This is a genomic window from Amycolatopsis sp. NPDC058986 (assembly GCF_042741125.1).
Taxonomy (GTDB): Bacteria; Actinomycetota; Actinomycetes; order Mycobacteriales; family Pseudonocardiaceae; genus Amycolatopsis.
Map to the genome: position 1 here is coordinate 1 of NZ_JBHYJW010000067.1, position 15,546 is coordinate 15,546.

A 15,546-nucleotide genomic window follows, 5' to 3' on the forward strand; every position below is an offset into this window, starting at 1 on the left:
GTCATTCCTAGCAGTTTTTGGTGGAACACCCACTCAATCGCCCTAGGCGAGAGCTTGGTTCGTGTCCCGGTCGGCCGCCCGGTCTCCCTGGCGACGAAGAGAACATTACACGCCCGAAAACAGCCCGGAACAGGGGGGTGCCTTAACAAGATCACCGCAGGTCAGCGGGTATGAAACGACGGACGAGGCCCGGTCGCCTAGCCTGGCGGCATGTCTCAGACCGCATTCGTGACCGGCGCGAGCGCCGGGTTCGGCGCCGCCATCGCGCGCCGGTTCGTCAAAGAGGGCTTCCGGGTCGTCGCGGCCGCCCGGAGCGAGGACAAGCTGACCGCGCTCAAGGCCGAACTCGGCGACGCGGTCCTGCCGGTCGTACTGGACGTGCAGGACCCGGACGCCGTCGAGACGGTGGTCGCGGGACTTCCCGAGGGCTGGCGGGAGATCGACGTCCTGGTCAACAACGCCGGGCTGGCCAAGGGGCTCGAGCCCGCGCACCGGGCCAAGCTCGCCGACTGGGACCAGATGATCGACACGAACATCACGGGGCTTGTCCACCTCACCCGCGCGGTCCTGCCCGGGATGGTCGACCGCGGACGCGGGCACGTGATCAACGTCGGCTCGGTCGCGGGGAAGTACCCCTACCCCGGCGGCAACGTCTACGGCGCGACCAAGGCGTTCGTGCACCAGTTCAGCCTGAACCTGCGCAGTGACCTGCACGGGACCGGCGTGCGGGTCACCGTCGTCGAGCCCGGCCTTGCCGGTGGCACCGACTTCTCGAAGGTCCGGTTCGACGGGGACCAGGGCAAGGCGGACGCCGTGTACGAGGGCACGACTCCGCTGACCGCCGACGACGTGGCCGAGTCCGTGTACTGGGCCTCGGCGCAGCCGGCGCACGTCAACGTCAACGTGATCGAGCTGATGCCGGTGGTCCAGAGCTTCTCCGCGCTCCAGGTCCACCGCGACTAGACGGCGTCGCCGAGTCCGAAGATCTCCCACAGCCGCTGTTGCGCCGGATCCCGGTCGGTCAGGATCCGGCGCGTCCGCGGCCGTCCCCCGGTCGACGGATACCGCAGCACGGTCTCGCCGATCCCGCCGAGCTGCTCCAGCAGTTCCCGCACCGAGAGGTTCATCCCGGCGAGGTCGGCCTCGCGGCGCATGAGGTGGGTGACCGTGGCGGTGAGGACGGAGACGAGCGTGTGCACGGCGATACGCCCGGGCGTCCACTCCCAGCGCGGGGTCGGCCCGGTCACCGCGGGCCCGGTCAGCCAGCGGAACGTCGATTCCAGGTGGGTCCTGGCGCGGTAGGCGGTGACGACCTCGGCGACCGGCCAGTCGTGGTCGGTGACCAGGACCTGCTTGCCGAAGTACTCCTCCTCCAGCCGGGCCACGGCGGCGTCGTCAATGCGCCAGGTCAGCCGGATCTCGCCGGACTTCGACCCGGTCAGCGTCGTCGACAGCGCGCGTTCGACCCGGCGTCCCCTGGTGATCCGGCCGACCTCGGCGTGGATCTGGGACCGGTCGCCGCGATGCGTGCCCGCGGCGAGGGCGGCCGCGAGCCCGTCGAGTTCGCGGGTGGCGGTGCTCAGCTCGTCCGCGAACGCCCGGGACTGCGCGGCGTGCAGGGTCGCGGAGTGGGTCAGGATCACCCTGCGGCGGACGCCGTCGACGACGGCCAGGGTGTCCAATGCGGTCAGTCCGGCGAAGCGTTCGGGGTCGACACGTTTGCGCGCGGAAGCGGGCTGCGCCAGCAGGTCGGAATGTGCTGCCAGCGGCAGGGATCCGACGAAACCGCTACGCGCGCCGAGGTCCAGCTGTGCGGCCTGGCCGGCGTGGAACACGAGCGTGACGTCGGCGGCCGGATACCGCGAGCGGAGGTTTTCGACCAGGTCCGCGAACGTCGGCGTCGCACCGCCGTCCCGGCGATATCCCCGTGACGCCAACGGAATCGCGCCGTCGCGGGTGACGACGAGGCCGAGCCCGGCGAGCGCGTCCTGGCAGGCCGAGGGCAGGGTGCAGTCGGCCGCGGTGAACGAGGCGAACTGCGCGACGTCGACGGCGAGCGCGGCGGTGCCGTCGCCGAGGAGGCCGAGCACGGCTTCGGCGATCGTGCTTTCGACGGCGGTGACGCGCTCCGGCGTCAGTCGCCCCAGTGCCTTCCAGTGCGCCGTCGTGGTCAGCGCCGACCTCGGTGGACGCGGCCGGACGAGGTCTTCCGCCGCCGAGCCCGCCCACCATTCGCCGAGTGGGGCGGCCGGAGCGGTCGCCTGGTGCAGGACGGCGATCGCGAGCCGCGTGCCGAGCGTGGTCTTCGCGCGCTGAGGCCCGAAAACGGCGTCCACCCGGCGAACGAAGTCGAGCCGTCGCAGCGTGGCCCACACCGCGGCGACGTCTCCATAGGAGCGATGCCGTGCGCTGTCCGGGGCGGCGTCACCCGGCACGGCGCGGGCGATCTCCTCGGCCGTGCCGAGGTAACGCTGGGTCACCACACGCGGTGCGCCGTCGACGCGGGCGGACTCCGCGAGGTAGTAGTACGTCCGCCCGCCGATGCGCTTGCCGATCACCGAAGCCACACTTTAGGTAATACCGCCCGGATCGGAGATCGACAACCTTTGCAGGCCCCTGAGCTGGAAAAACGGTGCGGCATCACGTTCGGGTGAGACACCAGGCGATTACGGACTGGCCGGTCGTGGCCCGGCGCTCCTAGCGTGACGGGAATGGCACCCGATGCTGACGTGAACACCCCCACCGCCACGGCGATGCGCCGCGCGCTCGCCCGGGCGCGGGACGGCAAGACCCTCGACGCCGCCGAAGCCACCGTGCTGCTGCACGCGCGCGGCGACGACCTCGTGACGCTGTCCGAGCACGCCTCCCGTGTCCGCGACGCCGGACTCGCCCAGGCCGGCCGCCCCGGCGTCGTCACCTACAGCAAGTCGGTCTTCATCCCGCTGACCCGGCTGTGCCGGGACCGGTGCGGCTACTGCACTTTCGCGACCGTTCCGGGCCGCGTCGAGTCGCCGTTCCTGTCACCGGACGAGGTACTGGACATCGCCCGCAAGGGCGCCGAGCTGGGCGTCAAGGAGGCGCTGTTCACCCTCGGCGATCGCCCCGAAGACCGGTGGAAGGCCGCCAAGGACTGGCTCGACGCGCACGGCTACGACGACACGCTGTCCTACGTCCGCGCGATGGCGATCCGGGTGCTGGAGGAGACCGGCGTGCTGCCGCACCTCAACCCCGGTGTGCTCGGCTGGCAGGACTTCCAGCGGCTCAAGCCGGTTTCCGCGTCGATGGGCATGATGCTGGAGACCACGTCGAAGCGGCTGTTCACCGAGAAGGGCCAGCCGCACTACGGTTCGCCGGACAAGGATCCCGAGGTCCGGCTGCGGGTGCTGGAGGACGCGGGCCGCAGCTCGGTGCCCTTCACGACCGGCATCCTCATCGGCATCGGCGAGACGCACGAGGAGCGCGCCGACGCGTTGTTCGCGATCCGCAAGGTCGCGCGGACCTATGGCAGCGTCCAGGAAGTCATCGTGCAGAACTTCCGCGCCAAGCCGGACACGAAGATGCGCGCCACCCCGGACGCGGACCTCGACGAGCTGGCCGCCACCATCGCGGTCGCGCGGCTGGTGCTCGGGCCGAAGATGCGCATCCAGGCGCCGCCGAACCTGATCGGCCGCCAGTACGAGAAGATGCTGAAGGCCGGGATCGACGACTGGGGCGGGGTGTCGCCGCTGACCCCGGACCACGTAAACCCGGAGATGGCCTGGCCCGGTGTCGACGAGCTGCGCCGGCACACCGAGGAGCTCGGGTTCACGCTGCGCGAACGGTTGCCGGTGTACCCGGAGTACGTCAAGACCGGCGAGCCGTGGCTGGACCCGCGGATCGGCGAGCACCTGGCCGCGCTGACCGAGCCGGAAACCGGGCTCGCACTCGAAGAGGCCATCCCGAAGGGCATCCCCTGGCAGGAACCCGACGGCGGCTGGGAGCAGGCCGGCCGCACCGACCTGCACACCGAAATCGACACGACCGGGCGCACCGAAGACCGTCGAAGCGACTTCGACTCGGTGTACGGCGACTGGAAGGAGATCGGCGCGAACATCAAGTCCGCGCCGGAACGCTTCGACGTCGACGTCCGGGATGCCTTGCGCAGCGCGGAAAAGAACCCGGCCGGGCTGTCCGACGACGAAGCGCTGGCGCTGCTGCACACGGACGGCGCCGAACTCGACGCGTTCGCGAAGATCGCCGACGACCTGCGCCGCGAGACCGTCGGCGACGACGTCACGTTCGTCGTCACACGGAACATCAACTTCACCAACGTCTGCTACACCGGCTGCCGGTTCTGCGCGTTCGCCCAGCGCCGCACCGACGCCGACGCGTACACGCTTTCGCTGGAGCAGGTCGGCGACCGCGTCGACGAGGCGTGGGCCGCGGGCGCGACGGAAATCTGCATGCAGGGCGGGATCCACCCCGATCTGCCCGGCACCGCGTACTTCGACCTGGCGGCCGAGGTGAAGCGTCGGCAGCCGGGCATCCACCTGCACTCCTACAGCCCGATGGAGGTCGTCAACGGCGCCTCGCGGACCAATCTGTCCCTGAAGGACTGGCTGATCCGCGCGAAGGAGGCCGGGGTCGACTCGCTGCCGGGCACGGCGGCGGAAATCCTCGACGACGACGTCCGCTGGGTGCTGACCAAGGGCAAGCTGCCGACGTCGGAGTGGATCAAGGTCGTGACGACCGCGCACGAGGTCGGCCTGCCGACGACGTCGACGATGATGTACGGCCACGTCGACACGCCCGCGCACTGGGTCGCGCACCTGAAGCTGCTGGCGCGGCTGCAGCGCGAAGGCCTGGAGAAACACGGCAAGCGCGGGTTCAGCGAGTTCGTGCTGCTGCCGTTCATCCACCAGAGTTCGCCGATCTACCTCGCCGGGCTCGCTCGCGCGGGTGCGACGCCGCGGGAGAACCGCGCGGTGCACGCGCTGGCCCGGGTACTGCTGCACGGGATGATCGACAACATCCAGTCCTCGTGGGTGAAACTCGGCGAAGAGGGCAGCCGGGCGGTGCTGCAGGGCGGCGTCAACGACATCGGCGGGACGCTGATGGAGGAGACGATCAGCCGGATGGCCGGTGCCGCGAACGGTTCGTACAAGACGATCAGCGACATGCGCGCGATGGTCGAGCCGCTGGGCCGTCCGCTGCGGCAGCGCACCACGGACTACGGCGTCCCCTCGGACGAGAGGATCGCCGCCGCGGCCGCGTCGGACGGGGTGGCGACGGCGGTGCGCAAACCGTTGCTGCCGCTGCTGACGCCGTAAACCTCGGCGCCACCAAGGGCTCCGAAGGCCACCATGAGGGAACTCAAGTCCCTCATGGTGGCCTTCGGAGCTTTCTTGTCACCTCGCGCACACGACGCTGTGTCACCGATCACAAACGACTTCGTGGCCGCGATTCGCCGACATTTTCTGTGCTAAACCCTTCCGAGGTTCACGACAGGTCCCACCCGTCGAGAGGACATCGATGAGCACATCGGAAGCCGTGGCCGCAGCCCAGGTGGTCGACACCGCCCGCTACCCCCTCTCGGACCAGGGGAGCAGAGCCTGGCAGGACATCGTTTCCCGCACCCGCGCCGAACTTCGCGAAACCGGGTGCAGTGTGCTCACCGATTTCATCCGGCCCGAGCTGCGCGCGGTTCTCGAATCCGAATGCGCCCAGATCGCCCCATTGGCGTATTCCCGGGTCGAACTCGTGAACGCTTACAACATCGCCACCGACTCCCCGCTGCCGGACGGACATCCGGGGGCCACGATCATGGAGCGGGGGAACGCTTTCGTCGCCCGCGACCAGATCCCGGTGACCTCGATCATCCAGCAGCTCTACACCAGCCATGAGTTCCAGCGGTTCGTCGCGGACTGCTTCGCGCTGCCGGAACTGCACGAACTGGCCGATCCGCTGTCCGGGCTGACGCTCAACGTGATCGCGCCGGGCCGCGCGCATCCGTGGCATTTCGACGTCAACGAATACACCGTCAGCATGCTCACCCAGGAAGCGGCCGAGGGCGGCGTCTTCGAGTACTGCCCGAACATCCGGTCCGCGACGGAGGAGAACTTCGACGACGTGCGCGCCGTGCTGGCCGGCGAAGGCGAGCGCCTCGTCCGCAGGCTGACCCTGCGCCCCGGTGATCTGCAGCTGTTCCGGGGCCGGTTCTCCTTGCACCGCGTGGGAACCGTGCGCGGGAACGTCGCCCGGCATTCGGCGATCTTCGCCTACAGCGAACGTCCCGGCGTGATCGGCAGCCCGGAACGGACGCGCCAGCTGTTCGGCCGGGTCCTGCCCGAGCACCTCGGCCAGGCCGTCCGGGGCGACCGGCTGCTCGACTGAGCCCCCGTGCTTTCTCCTGTCCAGAGCCGAATGCGGCACTTTGTCGTACGCGACCGCTAGCATCGGCGACGTGTTCGGCGACACACCCTGACCCGCCCCATCGAGATCGAGGATGATCGTGAGCAGCAGTCCGGAATGGTCCACGCGTACCTTCGGCAACGAGGACCGCCTCCCCCGCGTCCCCGTGCCCACGCTGGAAGACAGCTGCCGCGGGTTCCTCGAATGGTGCGCGCCGCTGCTGACTTCCGAGGAGCTGGCGGAGACCGAGGCCGCGGTGCGCGCGTACCTCGCCGAGGACAGTCCGGCGCACGAACTCCAGTCGTTGCTGGAGGCCTACGACTCGGCCGAAGGCGTGCGCAGCTGGCTCGACACGTTCTGGCCGTACCGGTACCTCGGCCGCCGCGACCGGATCGCGCTCAACGCCAACTTCTTCTTCCTGTTCGCCGAATCCGGGCTCGGGCAGGTGGAACGCGCGGCCGAGCTCGTCGCCTCGGCCGTCGACTACAAGCTGCGGCTGGACGACGAGTCGATCCCGCCGATCATCGTGCGCGGACAGCCGCAGTCGATGGTGCAGCACAAGTTCCTGTTCTCCGCCACGCGGATCCCCGGTGCCGAGCTGGACACCGCGCGCACGCCGTACCGCGAAGACTGGCCAGGCCCGTCCACCGCGCGGCACATCGTCGTGTTCCACCAGGACACGCCGTTCCGCTTGGACGTGCTCGCGCCGGACGGCCGCCCGTACGACACCGACCAGCTGATCGCCGGACTGCACACGATCATGAAGACCGGCCGGGCGATCGACGAACCGGCCACCGCCGCCGGGCATTTCACCACCAAGGCCCGCGCGGAGTGGGCGGCGACCCGGCAGGCGCTGATCGACGCCGGGAACGCCGAGGCGCTGGACACGATCGAGACCGCGTTGTTCTGTGTGTGCCTGGAAGATCTCACGCCGAAGGACACGCAGGAAGCGTGTGACCAGCTGCTGCACGGCGACAGCGGTAACCGGTGGTTCGACAAGGCGGTCTCGCTGATCGTGTTCGCCGACGGCACCGCGGGCATCAACGTCGAGCACTGCGAGCTGGACGGGACCACGATCCTCGGCTTCACCGACGCGTTGCTCGCCGGGGAACGCGTGGCGCGGCCGGGCGCCGACGGGGTACCGGCGTTCGAGCGGATCGAGTTCGTCCTCGACGAGGCGCTGCGTGCGGACGCCCGCGCCGCGGCCGCGTCGTTCCAGGCGTACGCCGACGCCACGGCGACGAAGATCCTGTCGTTCGAGGATTTCGGTGCGAGCAGGGCGAAACAGCTCGGGATGTCGCCGGACGGCTTCGCGCAGATGGCGTACCAGCTCGCGCACAAACGAGCCAAGGGGCTGACCGGCGCGACCTACGAGTCGATAGCCACGCGGCAGTTCCAGAACGGCCGCACCGAGGCGATGCGCGTCGTCACGCCGGAGGTGCTGCGGTTCGTCGCGGTGATGGAGGACGAGAACGCCTCCCGCGAGGAACGTCGCGCGGCGTTTCGGGCCGCTGCGGCGAAGCATGTGGCCCGTGCGAAGGAATGTCAGGCCGGTGACGCGCCCGAGCAGCACCTGTGGGAACTGCAGCTGATCCAGAAACGGCGTGGCGGAGACATCGGCCTTCCGCTGTATTCGTCGCCGGGCTGGGTCAAGATGCGCGACGACTACCTGAGCACGAGTTCCGCGCCGTCGGTCAACATCCAGTACTTCGGCTTCGGTTCGACGAGCCCGCAGTGCATCGGCGTCGCGTACGTGCTGCTCCCCGACCGGCTCAACATCTACCTGTGCACGCCGCGGCACGTGGCGCACGAAATGACGCTGTTCGCGGAGGAACTCACCACGGCCGTCCGGGAACTCGAGGAGCTGCTGGCCTCGGAGTAACGATCAGCTCCCCGCCGGGCGGGACACGATCAGCACCAGCGAGCCGTCGAATTCCGCCTGCTCGCGAAGACCGCCGTAGCGCCGTTCCCAGGTGCCGTTGGCGAGATCGCGGCGGAGTTCGGCGGCGAACCGGGCGTGCACCTCGTCGTCGACGAAACTCCACGCCGAACAGGACAGCCGTGCGTCCGGATCGAGCAGCCGTTCCGGCCGGGCGTAGTAGGCCTCGTTGAACCCGTCCGTGCAGTCGATCGGCACCGGGACGCCGATGACCTGGGTGTCACCGCCCAGCCCGTCGGCGATGTCCTCGACCGGCGGGTAGCGCCGTGCCTCGGTGCCGATGACCTCGGGCGCGTAGTCGGCGAGCCAGAACCTGCGCAGCAGCAACGGATCGCAGGTCAGCACCGCGACCGGGCCGCGGGTGACCCGGCGCAGCTCGGCCAGTCCCGCGCCCAGGTCCTTCCACTGGTGCACGCTGAACGTCGTCATCGCGCCCTCGAACGACCGATCGCCGAACGGCAGCTTCTCGGCGACCGCGTCGACCGCGGGCGGAAGGTGCGCGGGACGTTTCTCGCGCATCGACGCGGACGGCTCGACGGCGGTGACCTCGCGATCGGCCGGTTCGTACGCGCCGGCTCCGGCGCCGACGTTGAGCACGGTCCGCGCGTCGCCCAGCGCGTCCAGGATGTGCGCGCCGATCCTCGGGTCCGGCTTGCGGTAGTCGGTGTAGACACCACCGATCGCGGCGTAGTCCGCATCCCCCGCGCTGCCGTCGGCGCGTCGCTGCATCATGCCGTCACCGTACCGACGGCGCCGCAGCGATGGGGGCGGGTTTACTGAGCCGTCAGCTTCAGGATGTCGATCCCCCGCTTGTTGTCGGCGACGTAGACGTGGCCGCGGTGCCAGTAGGGCGCCCACGACGCCGCGTCGGCGGGCCGGAAGTAGGCGATCTGCTTCGGGTTCGTCGGGTCGCTGATGTCCAGGAACCGGGTGCCCTGCGCGTAGAACGACTGGACGAGCACCTTGTCCTGGATGTCGAAGTAGTGCGCGGAGCAGTCGTCGGACTTCGGGTCGCTGCCCTCCTGCCCCGCCACGCCCCAGGTACCGACGGTGCGCAGGCGGAACGGCTTGTCCGGGCTCGACTTCCAGCCCTCGCCGCCGTACGAGCCTTCGAGTGAGGAAATCGTCAGCACGCCGTCACCGGCACAGCCGTCGACGAAGCTTTCCTCGGTGGCGTAGACGAGATCGTGGCCACGCCAAGCGCCGTCGTCGTGGCGGTTCGCCGGGTGGAAGCTGTTGTGCATGAACTTCGACGGCGCCGCCGTTTCGGCGACCCCGCCGCCCGCGTAGGGCACCGGCGCGTACGCGGTGGCGCGCCGCATCTTGCCCTGCACCGGATCGCGGTGCACGCCGTCGGTCCAGTACCCGCGGACACCGCCGCGGCCGGACACCCACGCGACGTCGTTCTTGTCGACCTGGACGTCGTGCACATAGTCGGTCTTGCCGTCGTTGCGGGCAAGTTCGATCGGCTGCGGGGAAACCTTCGGGTTACGCGGATCGCGGACGTCGGTGACCCAGATCGGCCTGCCGCCCCAGTCGGCGGGCTGGTTGTCGGCCTTGGCGGGACCGCCGGTCCACAGGTAGCGGCAGTCGTTGATGCAGCTGGTGGTGTGCCCCGCCGGGACCTTGACGTAGCTCAGCTGCACCGGTTTCTCCGGTGTCGACACGTCGACCACGTAGATGCCGGACTCACCGTTGTGCGTGTTCCCGCCGAAAGCACGCGGGTCACGCGAGAGGAACACCAGCTTGCGCACGGGATCGACCTCGGTGTCCTCGGTCTCCCACAGACCGGGCATGTTCAGCTGCCCGACCAGTTTCGGCGCGGCCGGATTTTCGGTGAGGTCGTAGAGCTTCAGGCCGAACTGGCCCGACACGGCCATCACGTCCCGGTGACCGTACGGCAGGAAGGCGAGGGAGATCGCGCCCTGCGCGTCCGGGAGGTTGCCCACGGAACGGACGTTCTTCACCGCGCCCGGCTCGCCGGTGACGTGGGCCGCGGCGGCGGGCTTGTCGTCTTCGCCGCAGGCGGCGGCGGGCAGGGCCGTGGCGGCGAGCGTCGCGGCGACGGTGGTGACGGCCAGGCACGAACGGACCCACCAGTTACGCACAGAGACCTCCCAGTGAACGTACTCCCGAACTCTATGACCGCCCCAACCCGGACACAACCGTCTTTCGTCCGGTTCCTGACTGGTAGGAAGAGGCATGCGCTCGCGTGTCCTCCTCGTCCTGTTCGCCGTCTTCGGGCTCGTCGCGGCGGGCTGTTCCGGCTCCGATACCCCGGCAGCACCCGGCGTACTCAGCGTCGGCCTGCACGAACCCGCGACGCTGCTGCCCGCCGACGTGCAGGAACAGTCGGGGCGGCTGGTGACCAGCGCCCTGTGGACCCCGCTCGCCGACTACGACGCGGCGAGCGGCAAGGTCACCGAACGCGCGGCGGAGTCCATCACCAGCACCGACCGGAAGCAGTGGACCGTCCGGCTGCGGCCCGCGCGGTTCCACGACGGCACCCCGGTCACCGCTCAGTCCTATGTGGACACCTGGCGGGTGGTCGCCGGGCAGCCGTGGGCGGCGGCCCCGGTACTGAACCGGCTGCTGCGCGCCACCTCCATCACCGCGCCCGACGACGCCACCATCCGGATCGACCTGGACCGCCCCGCCGGTCAGGTCCCGGTCTGGCTGTCCGCGCCGGGACTCGTGCCGCTGCCACGCTCGGTCCTCGACTCGCGTGACTGGAACGCCTTCGCGCGGGCACCGATCGGCAACGGGCCGTTCCGGCTGGACGGCCCGTGGCGGCCGGGCAGCGGCGGGAAGCTGGTGCGGGTCACCGACGCGCCCGGCAAGGCCAGGGAAATCGACCTGCGGGTCGGTGAACCGGCCGCACACTACGACGCGGTGAAGGCGGGCAAGCTCGACCTCGCCGCCGAGGTTCCCGGTGACCGGCACGAATCCATGCACCACGACTTCGCCGACCGGCACCTGTCCTGGCCACTGCCCGAAGCCGGGTACCTCACCTTTCCCATGGCGGACAAGCGGTTCTCCGATCCGACCGTGCGACACGCCTTCGCCTTCGGCGTCGACAGGGCCGCGCTGGAGGCCGGTCCGCTGCAACATCAGGTCGATCCGGCGAAGGCGCTCCTGCCGCCCTCCGACGCCCCTGGCGAGCGATCCGGCATCTGCCGTGCCTGCGCGTTCGACGCCGCGGCCGGGAAAGCACTGCTCGCCCAGGCCTCGTTCGCCGGGCCGGTGACCGTCTACTCCGGACCCCGGTCGGAAAGCTGGACCAAGCCGCTGGCCGACGGCCTCGCGAGCGCGCTCGGGGTCCAGACCACCTCGAAGCCGTTGCCCGCCACCGGATCGCCGGACGGCCCGGCCACCCTGCTCGTCAAGCTCGGCACCGCGAGCCCCGGCGAACTGCTGACCGGCCTCGCCGAGGCGGCCGGGTACACCGACGACGTGTTCAAGCAGAACCTCGCGGACGCGGAGGCGGCGGCGACCCCGCAGGAGGCGGGCGAGTTGTACCGGCTCGTGGAGAACCAGTTGCTGCGAGACCTCCCCGTGGCACCGCTGTGGACCACGCACGGCCACTCGGTGTGGGGCAGCCGCGCGCACGACGTCAAGGCGACCCCGTTCGCCGGCGTCGACCTCGCCGCCGTCGCGATGTGACGGGGGCGCAGGTCAGACCCTGGCGTGCTTCACCAGGACGTCGATGAACGCGGCGGTCAGCGGGTCGGGGCTGGTGCGGCAGTAGGCGGTGAGCGTGCGGCGGATCGCCGGGTCGGGTCGCAGCACCCGGCCGTCGAAGCGGGCGGGCAGGACGTTGGCCGGGACCAGAGCCGGGCCGAGACCGGCGGCGGCGAGGATCGGGGCCGCGGCGGTCTGCTCGGTCCGGACCGCCGCTCGGGGCCGGAACCCGGCGGCGCCGCAGGCGCGGTCGACCAGCTCGGCGAGCCCGTTGCCCGGCGCGTAGTGCACCCACGCGCAGTCGGCGAGAGTGCTCAGGTCGACGCGCCCAGATCCGGTGTCCTCCCTCGCGCCGTCGACGGGCAGGACGACCACGAAGTCTTCGACACCCAGCGGACGCACCGGGCCGCTCCAGCCCTCGGGCGCGGGCCCGATCGCGACATCGGCCTCGCCCGCGCTCATCGCGTCGCGCAGTTCGTCGGCGTGCCGGTATTCGGACAGCTGGACGTCGACGTCCGGCCGTTCGCGCCGCCACACCCGCAGCGCCGGCGGCAGCGCCCCGAGACTCACCGAGTACACCGTGGCCACCTGCAGCTCCCCCGCCTCCAGCCCGGACGCCTGGCGCGCGGCGCAGCGGGCGCGTTCCGCGTCGGCCAGCGCGGCCCGCGCGTGCGGCAGCATCGCCCGGCCCATTGGTGTCAGCCGCACCGAGCGTGGCAGCCGTTCCAGCAGCGGCCCGCCGACCGCGTGCTCCAGCGCCCGCATCTGGTGCGACAGCGCGGGTTGCGTCACGTGCAGTGCCTCGGCAGCACGGGTGAAGGAACCGGTGTCGACCACGGTGACCAGGTACTCCAGCTGCCGCAGACTCGTCATGAACACAGCTTATGCCTGCGGTGATTCTTATGCCTTGGATTTATCCTTTGGCGCCGGACAGGATCGAAGCATGAGCACAGCACGCAACCTCGCCCTGGTCGCCGGAGCGAACGGGATCATCGGCCGGACCCTCGTCGACCACCTCGCGCGGCAGGAGGGATGGGACGTCGTCGGCCTGTCCCGCCGTCCGGGCGACGGGAACACCCGCCACATCGCCGTCGACCTCCTCGACCCCGCCGACACGCGGGCCAAGCTCGGCGGGCTCACCGACGTCACGCACGTGTTCTACGCGGCGTACCAGGACAAGCCGACCTGGGCCGAACTCGTGCCGCCCAACCTCGGGATGCTGACCAACCTCGTCGACGCCGTCGAGCCCGCCGCCCCCGGCCTACGGCACGTCAGCCTGATGCAGGGCTACAAGGTCTACGGCGCGCATCTCGGCCCGTTCAAGACCCCGGCGAGGGAGACCGACGCCGGGCACATGCCGCCCGAGTTCAATGTGGACCAGCAGCAGTTCCTGGAACGCCGCCAGGCGGGCAAGGCGTGGATGTGGTCGGCGATCCGGCCCTCGGTGGTCGGCGGGACGGCGCTGGGCAACCCGATGAACCTGGCGCTGGTCATCGCGGTCTACGCGTCGATCTCGAAGGAACTCGGCCTGCCGCTGCGTTTTCCCGGGAAGCCCGGCGCCTACGACAGCCTGCTGGAGGTGACCGATTCCGGTCTGCTCGCGAAGGCGACGGTGTGGGCGGCCACCGACGACCGGACGGGCAACGAGGCGTTCAACATCGCCAACGGCGACCTGTTCCGCTGGAGCGAGCTGTGGCCGAAGATCGCGGGCTACTTCGGCCTCGAAACCGCGCCGCCGCTGCCGATGTCGCTCGACGTCGTGATGGCGGACAAGGCTCCATTGTGGACTTCGATGGCGGAAAAGCACGGGCTCGAAGTGTCCTATGCGGACGTTTCGGCTTCGTGGCGGTTCGCCGACTTCGTGTTCTCGTGGGACTACGACGTCTTCGCGGACACCTCGAAATCCCGCCGCCACGGATTCCACGAGTACGTCTCCACCGAGGAGATGTTCTTCCGGCTGTTCGACCAGTTCCGCAAGGACGGCGTCATCCCGTGACGCCCGGCGGTCCCCGCGGGCTCAGCCGCGGCCGACGAACGGCATCGTGGTCGCGGTGATGGTCAGGAACTGCACGTTCGCGTCCAGCGGCAGCGCGGCCATGTAGCGGACGGCGTCGGCGACGTGCCGCGCGTCGAAGGTGGGCTCGGCGGCGATCCGGCCGTCGGCCTGCGGGATCCCCGCCGCCATCCGCTCCGTCATCTCGGTGGCCGCGTTGCCGATGTCGATCTGTCCACACGCGACGTTCCAGGCCCGGCCGTCCAGCGAGATCGACCGGGTCAGCCCGGTGATCGCGTGCTTGGTCGCCGTGTAGGCCACGCTGGCCGGACGCGGCGAATGCGCCGAGATGGAGCCGTTGTTGATGATCCGGCCACCGCGGGGATCCTGCGCCTTCATCAGCCGCACCGCCTGCTGCGCGCACAGGAACATCCCGGTGAGGTTGGTGTCCACGCTGCGGCGCCAGTCCTCGACGGACAGCTCGTCGACGGCGCCGCCGAGCGACACGCCCGCGTTGTTCACCAGCAGGTCCAGCCTGCCCCAGCGGTCACGGACGGCGTCGAACAAGGCGGCGACCGACGCGGGATCGGCGACGTCGGTGGGCACGGCCAGCGCCGAGTCGTGCCCACCGGCGGTCTCGTCCAGCGCGCCCGCCCGGCGCCCGGCGAGCGCGACCTGGTACCCGTCGGCCAGCAGCGCGCGGGCGATCTCCCGCCCCAGCCCGGAGCCCGCCCCGGTGACCACCGCGATCCCCATCCGTCGTCCTCCTTGCCGATCACCTGCCGCGCACCGGATTCGTCGGCACGCACGCGCGGCACCACCGTATCCGGCGACATCGCGAGGCGGGACGACCGGGCCGGTCAGGGCAACGCTGGGAAAGCGCTTGCTGACAGCGTGCCGTTCTTCGCCGGTTACCCGCGGCCGTTCGGAGTAGCGTGTCCAGTCCCGAACGCGATGTTCACCGCCACGCCGTCGGGCCTTCACCGGATTCGGTAACCCCCTCGGTTATTCGCCGATCACCAAGGTGTGTCCCGGGGGAAGAAACCACGATTCCAACTCGTCCAGACCGGTTCCGAAACACTCCGCTGGCGGCTGCTGGGCGGCAACAACACCTCGCTCGGCACGAGCGCGCTCGATTACCACCGAACGGAGGAGTGTCTCGCCTCCATTTCCTGGCTCGGCGTCCATCTGGACGAACTGACCGCGGAATTCGGCCACGCGGGCGGCGGCCGGTGGCGCTGGCGACTGCGCAGCGGCACGGAAGCCGTCGCCGTGGCAGCACACGCTTATGGCCGCAGAATCGAGGCACAACGCGGTCTCGATCGATTTCGCGCGGCGACGGGGGAAGCGATGACCGACGGTCGAATAGAGACGGTCACCGACTGGCGCAAGAAGTACCGCATGAATTCCCAGGAGAATTCCGAACGCCGGAATCGGTGATCGGCAATCACGGAAAGTACGTTTCCCGCCGGTTAACCACCAAGCCGTCGGGCGGGAACGCTGAGCACCCGAGCCGGTCAGTCCGATACGAGGAGATGAGACC

12 protein-coding genes are annotated in these 15,546 nt (G+C 70.0%); 7 read left to right on the top strand and 5 right to left on the bottom strand.

Annotated elements, in window-relative coordinates:
• Positions 1–210 precede the first annotated feature (210 nt).
• Positions 211–963, top strand: coding sequence for an SDR family NAD(P)-dependent oxidoreductase (locus ACFW0G_RS38360; RefSeq protein ID WP_378330420.1), 753 nt, complete (start codon positions 211–213; stop codon positions 961–963).
• Here the strand turns inward: ACFW0G_RS38360 and ACFW0G_RS38365 are convergent.
• Positions 960–2,558 (bottom strand): transposase, encoded by a 1,599-nt coding sequence (locus ACFW0G_RS38365; protein ID WP_378330458.1) that lies wholly within the window; start codon positions 2,556–2,558, stop codon positions 960–962. The two genes, ACFW0G_RS38360 and ACFW0G_RS38365, sit on opposite strands and share 4 nt — an antisense overlap.
• 153 nt (positions 2,559–2,711) lie before the next feature.
• On the opposite strand from ACFW0G_RS38365, the gene ACFW0G_RS38370 reads away from it, so the two are divergent.
• The 3 genes from ACFW0G_RS38370 (at position 2,712) to ACFW0G_RS38380 (ending at position 8,272) form a co-directional block, all read left to right on the top strand.
• Entirely contained in the window at positions 2,712–5,309 is a 2,598-nt protein-coding gene (locus ACFW0G_RS38370; RefSeq protein ID WP_378330421.1) for a bifunctional FO biosynthesis protein CofGH, read from the top strand.
• 202 nt (positions 5,310–5,511) lie between these two features.
• Complete coding sequence (locus ACFW0G_RS38375; protein WP_378330422.1) at positions 5,512–6,372, top strand: arpA protein; 861 nt, start codon at positions 5,512–5,514, stop codon at positions 6,370–6,372.
• A gap of 112 nt (positions 6,373–6,484) precedes the next feature.
• Positions 6,485–8,272 (top strand): choline/carnitine O-acyltransferase, encoded by a 1,788-nt coding sequence (locus tag ACFW0G_RS38380; protein ID WP_378330423.1) that lies wholly within the window; start codon positions 6,485–6,487, stop codon positions 8,270–8,272.
• Positions 8,273–8,275: 3 nt separating this feature from the next.
• Here the strand turns inward: ACFW0G_RS38380 and ACFW0G_RS38385 are convergent, their stop codons facing one another.
• Positions 8,276–9,061, bottom strand: coding sequence for a class I SAM-dependent methyltransferase (locus ACFW0G_RS38385; RefSeq protein WP_378330424.1), 786 nt, complete (start codon positions 9,059–9,061; stop codon positions 8,276–8,278).
• Between the two features lie 41 nt (positions 9,062–9,102).
• A complete protein-coding gene (locus tag ACFW0G_RS38390) occupies positions 9,103–10,437 on the bottom strand; it encodes an LVIVD repeat-containing protein (protein ID WP_378330425.1) in 1,335 nt (444 codons plus the stop codon).
• A 94-nt stretch (positions 10,438–10,531) separates the two neighbouring features.
• Between ACFW0G_RS38390 and ACFW0G_RS38395 the strand changes: the two genes are divergently transcribed.
• Positions 10,532–11,992 carry an ABC transporter substrate-binding protein gene (locus ACFW0G_RS38395; RefSeq protein WP_378330426.1) on the top strand — a complete coding sequence of 487 codons (1,461 nt, stop codon included), beginning with the start codon at positions 10,532–10,534 and terminating at the stop codon, positions 11,990–11,992.
• A gap of 12 nt (positions 11,993–12,004) precedes the next feature.
• Here the strand turns inward: ACFW0G_RS38395 and ACFW0G_RS38400 are convergent, their stop codons facing one another.
• On the bottom strand, positions 12,005–12,883 hold the full coding sequence (locus tag ACFW0G_RS38400) for a LysR family transcriptional regulator (RefSeq protein ID WP_378330427.1): 879 nt from the start codon (positions 12,881–12,883) through the stop codon (positions 12,005–12,007).
• 70 nt (positions 12,884–12,953) lie between these two features.
• Here ACFW0G_RS38400 and ACFW0G_RS38405 point away from each other — a divergent pair, with 70 nt between their 5' ends.
• Positions 12,954–14,006 carry an SDR family oxidoreductase gene (locus ACFW0G_RS38405; RefSeq protein ID WP_378330428.1) on the top strand — a complete coding sequence of 351 codons (1,053 nt, stop codon included), beginning with the start codon at positions 12,954–12,956 and terminating at the stop codon, positions 14,004–14,006.
• A gap of 21 nt (positions 14,007–14,027) precedes the next feature.
• Here ACFW0G_RS38405 and ACFW0G_RS38410 read toward each other — a convergent pair whose 3' ends face one another.
• Complete coding sequence (locus ACFW0G_RS38410) at positions 14,028–14,759, bottom strand: SDR family oxidoreductase (protein ID WP_378330429.1); 732 nt, start codon at positions 14,757–14,759, stop codon at positions 14,028–14,030.
• Positions 14,760–15,029: 270 nt separating this feature from the next.
• On the opposite strand from ACFW0G_RS38410, the gene ACFW0G_RS38415 reads away from it, so the two are divergent.
• A complete protein-coding gene (locus ACFW0G_RS38415) occupies positions 15,030–15,443 on the top strand; it encodes a DUF1508 domain-containing protein (protein WP_378330430.1) in 414 nt (137 codons plus the stop codon).
• Positions 15,444–15,546: the final 103 nt, after the last annotated feature.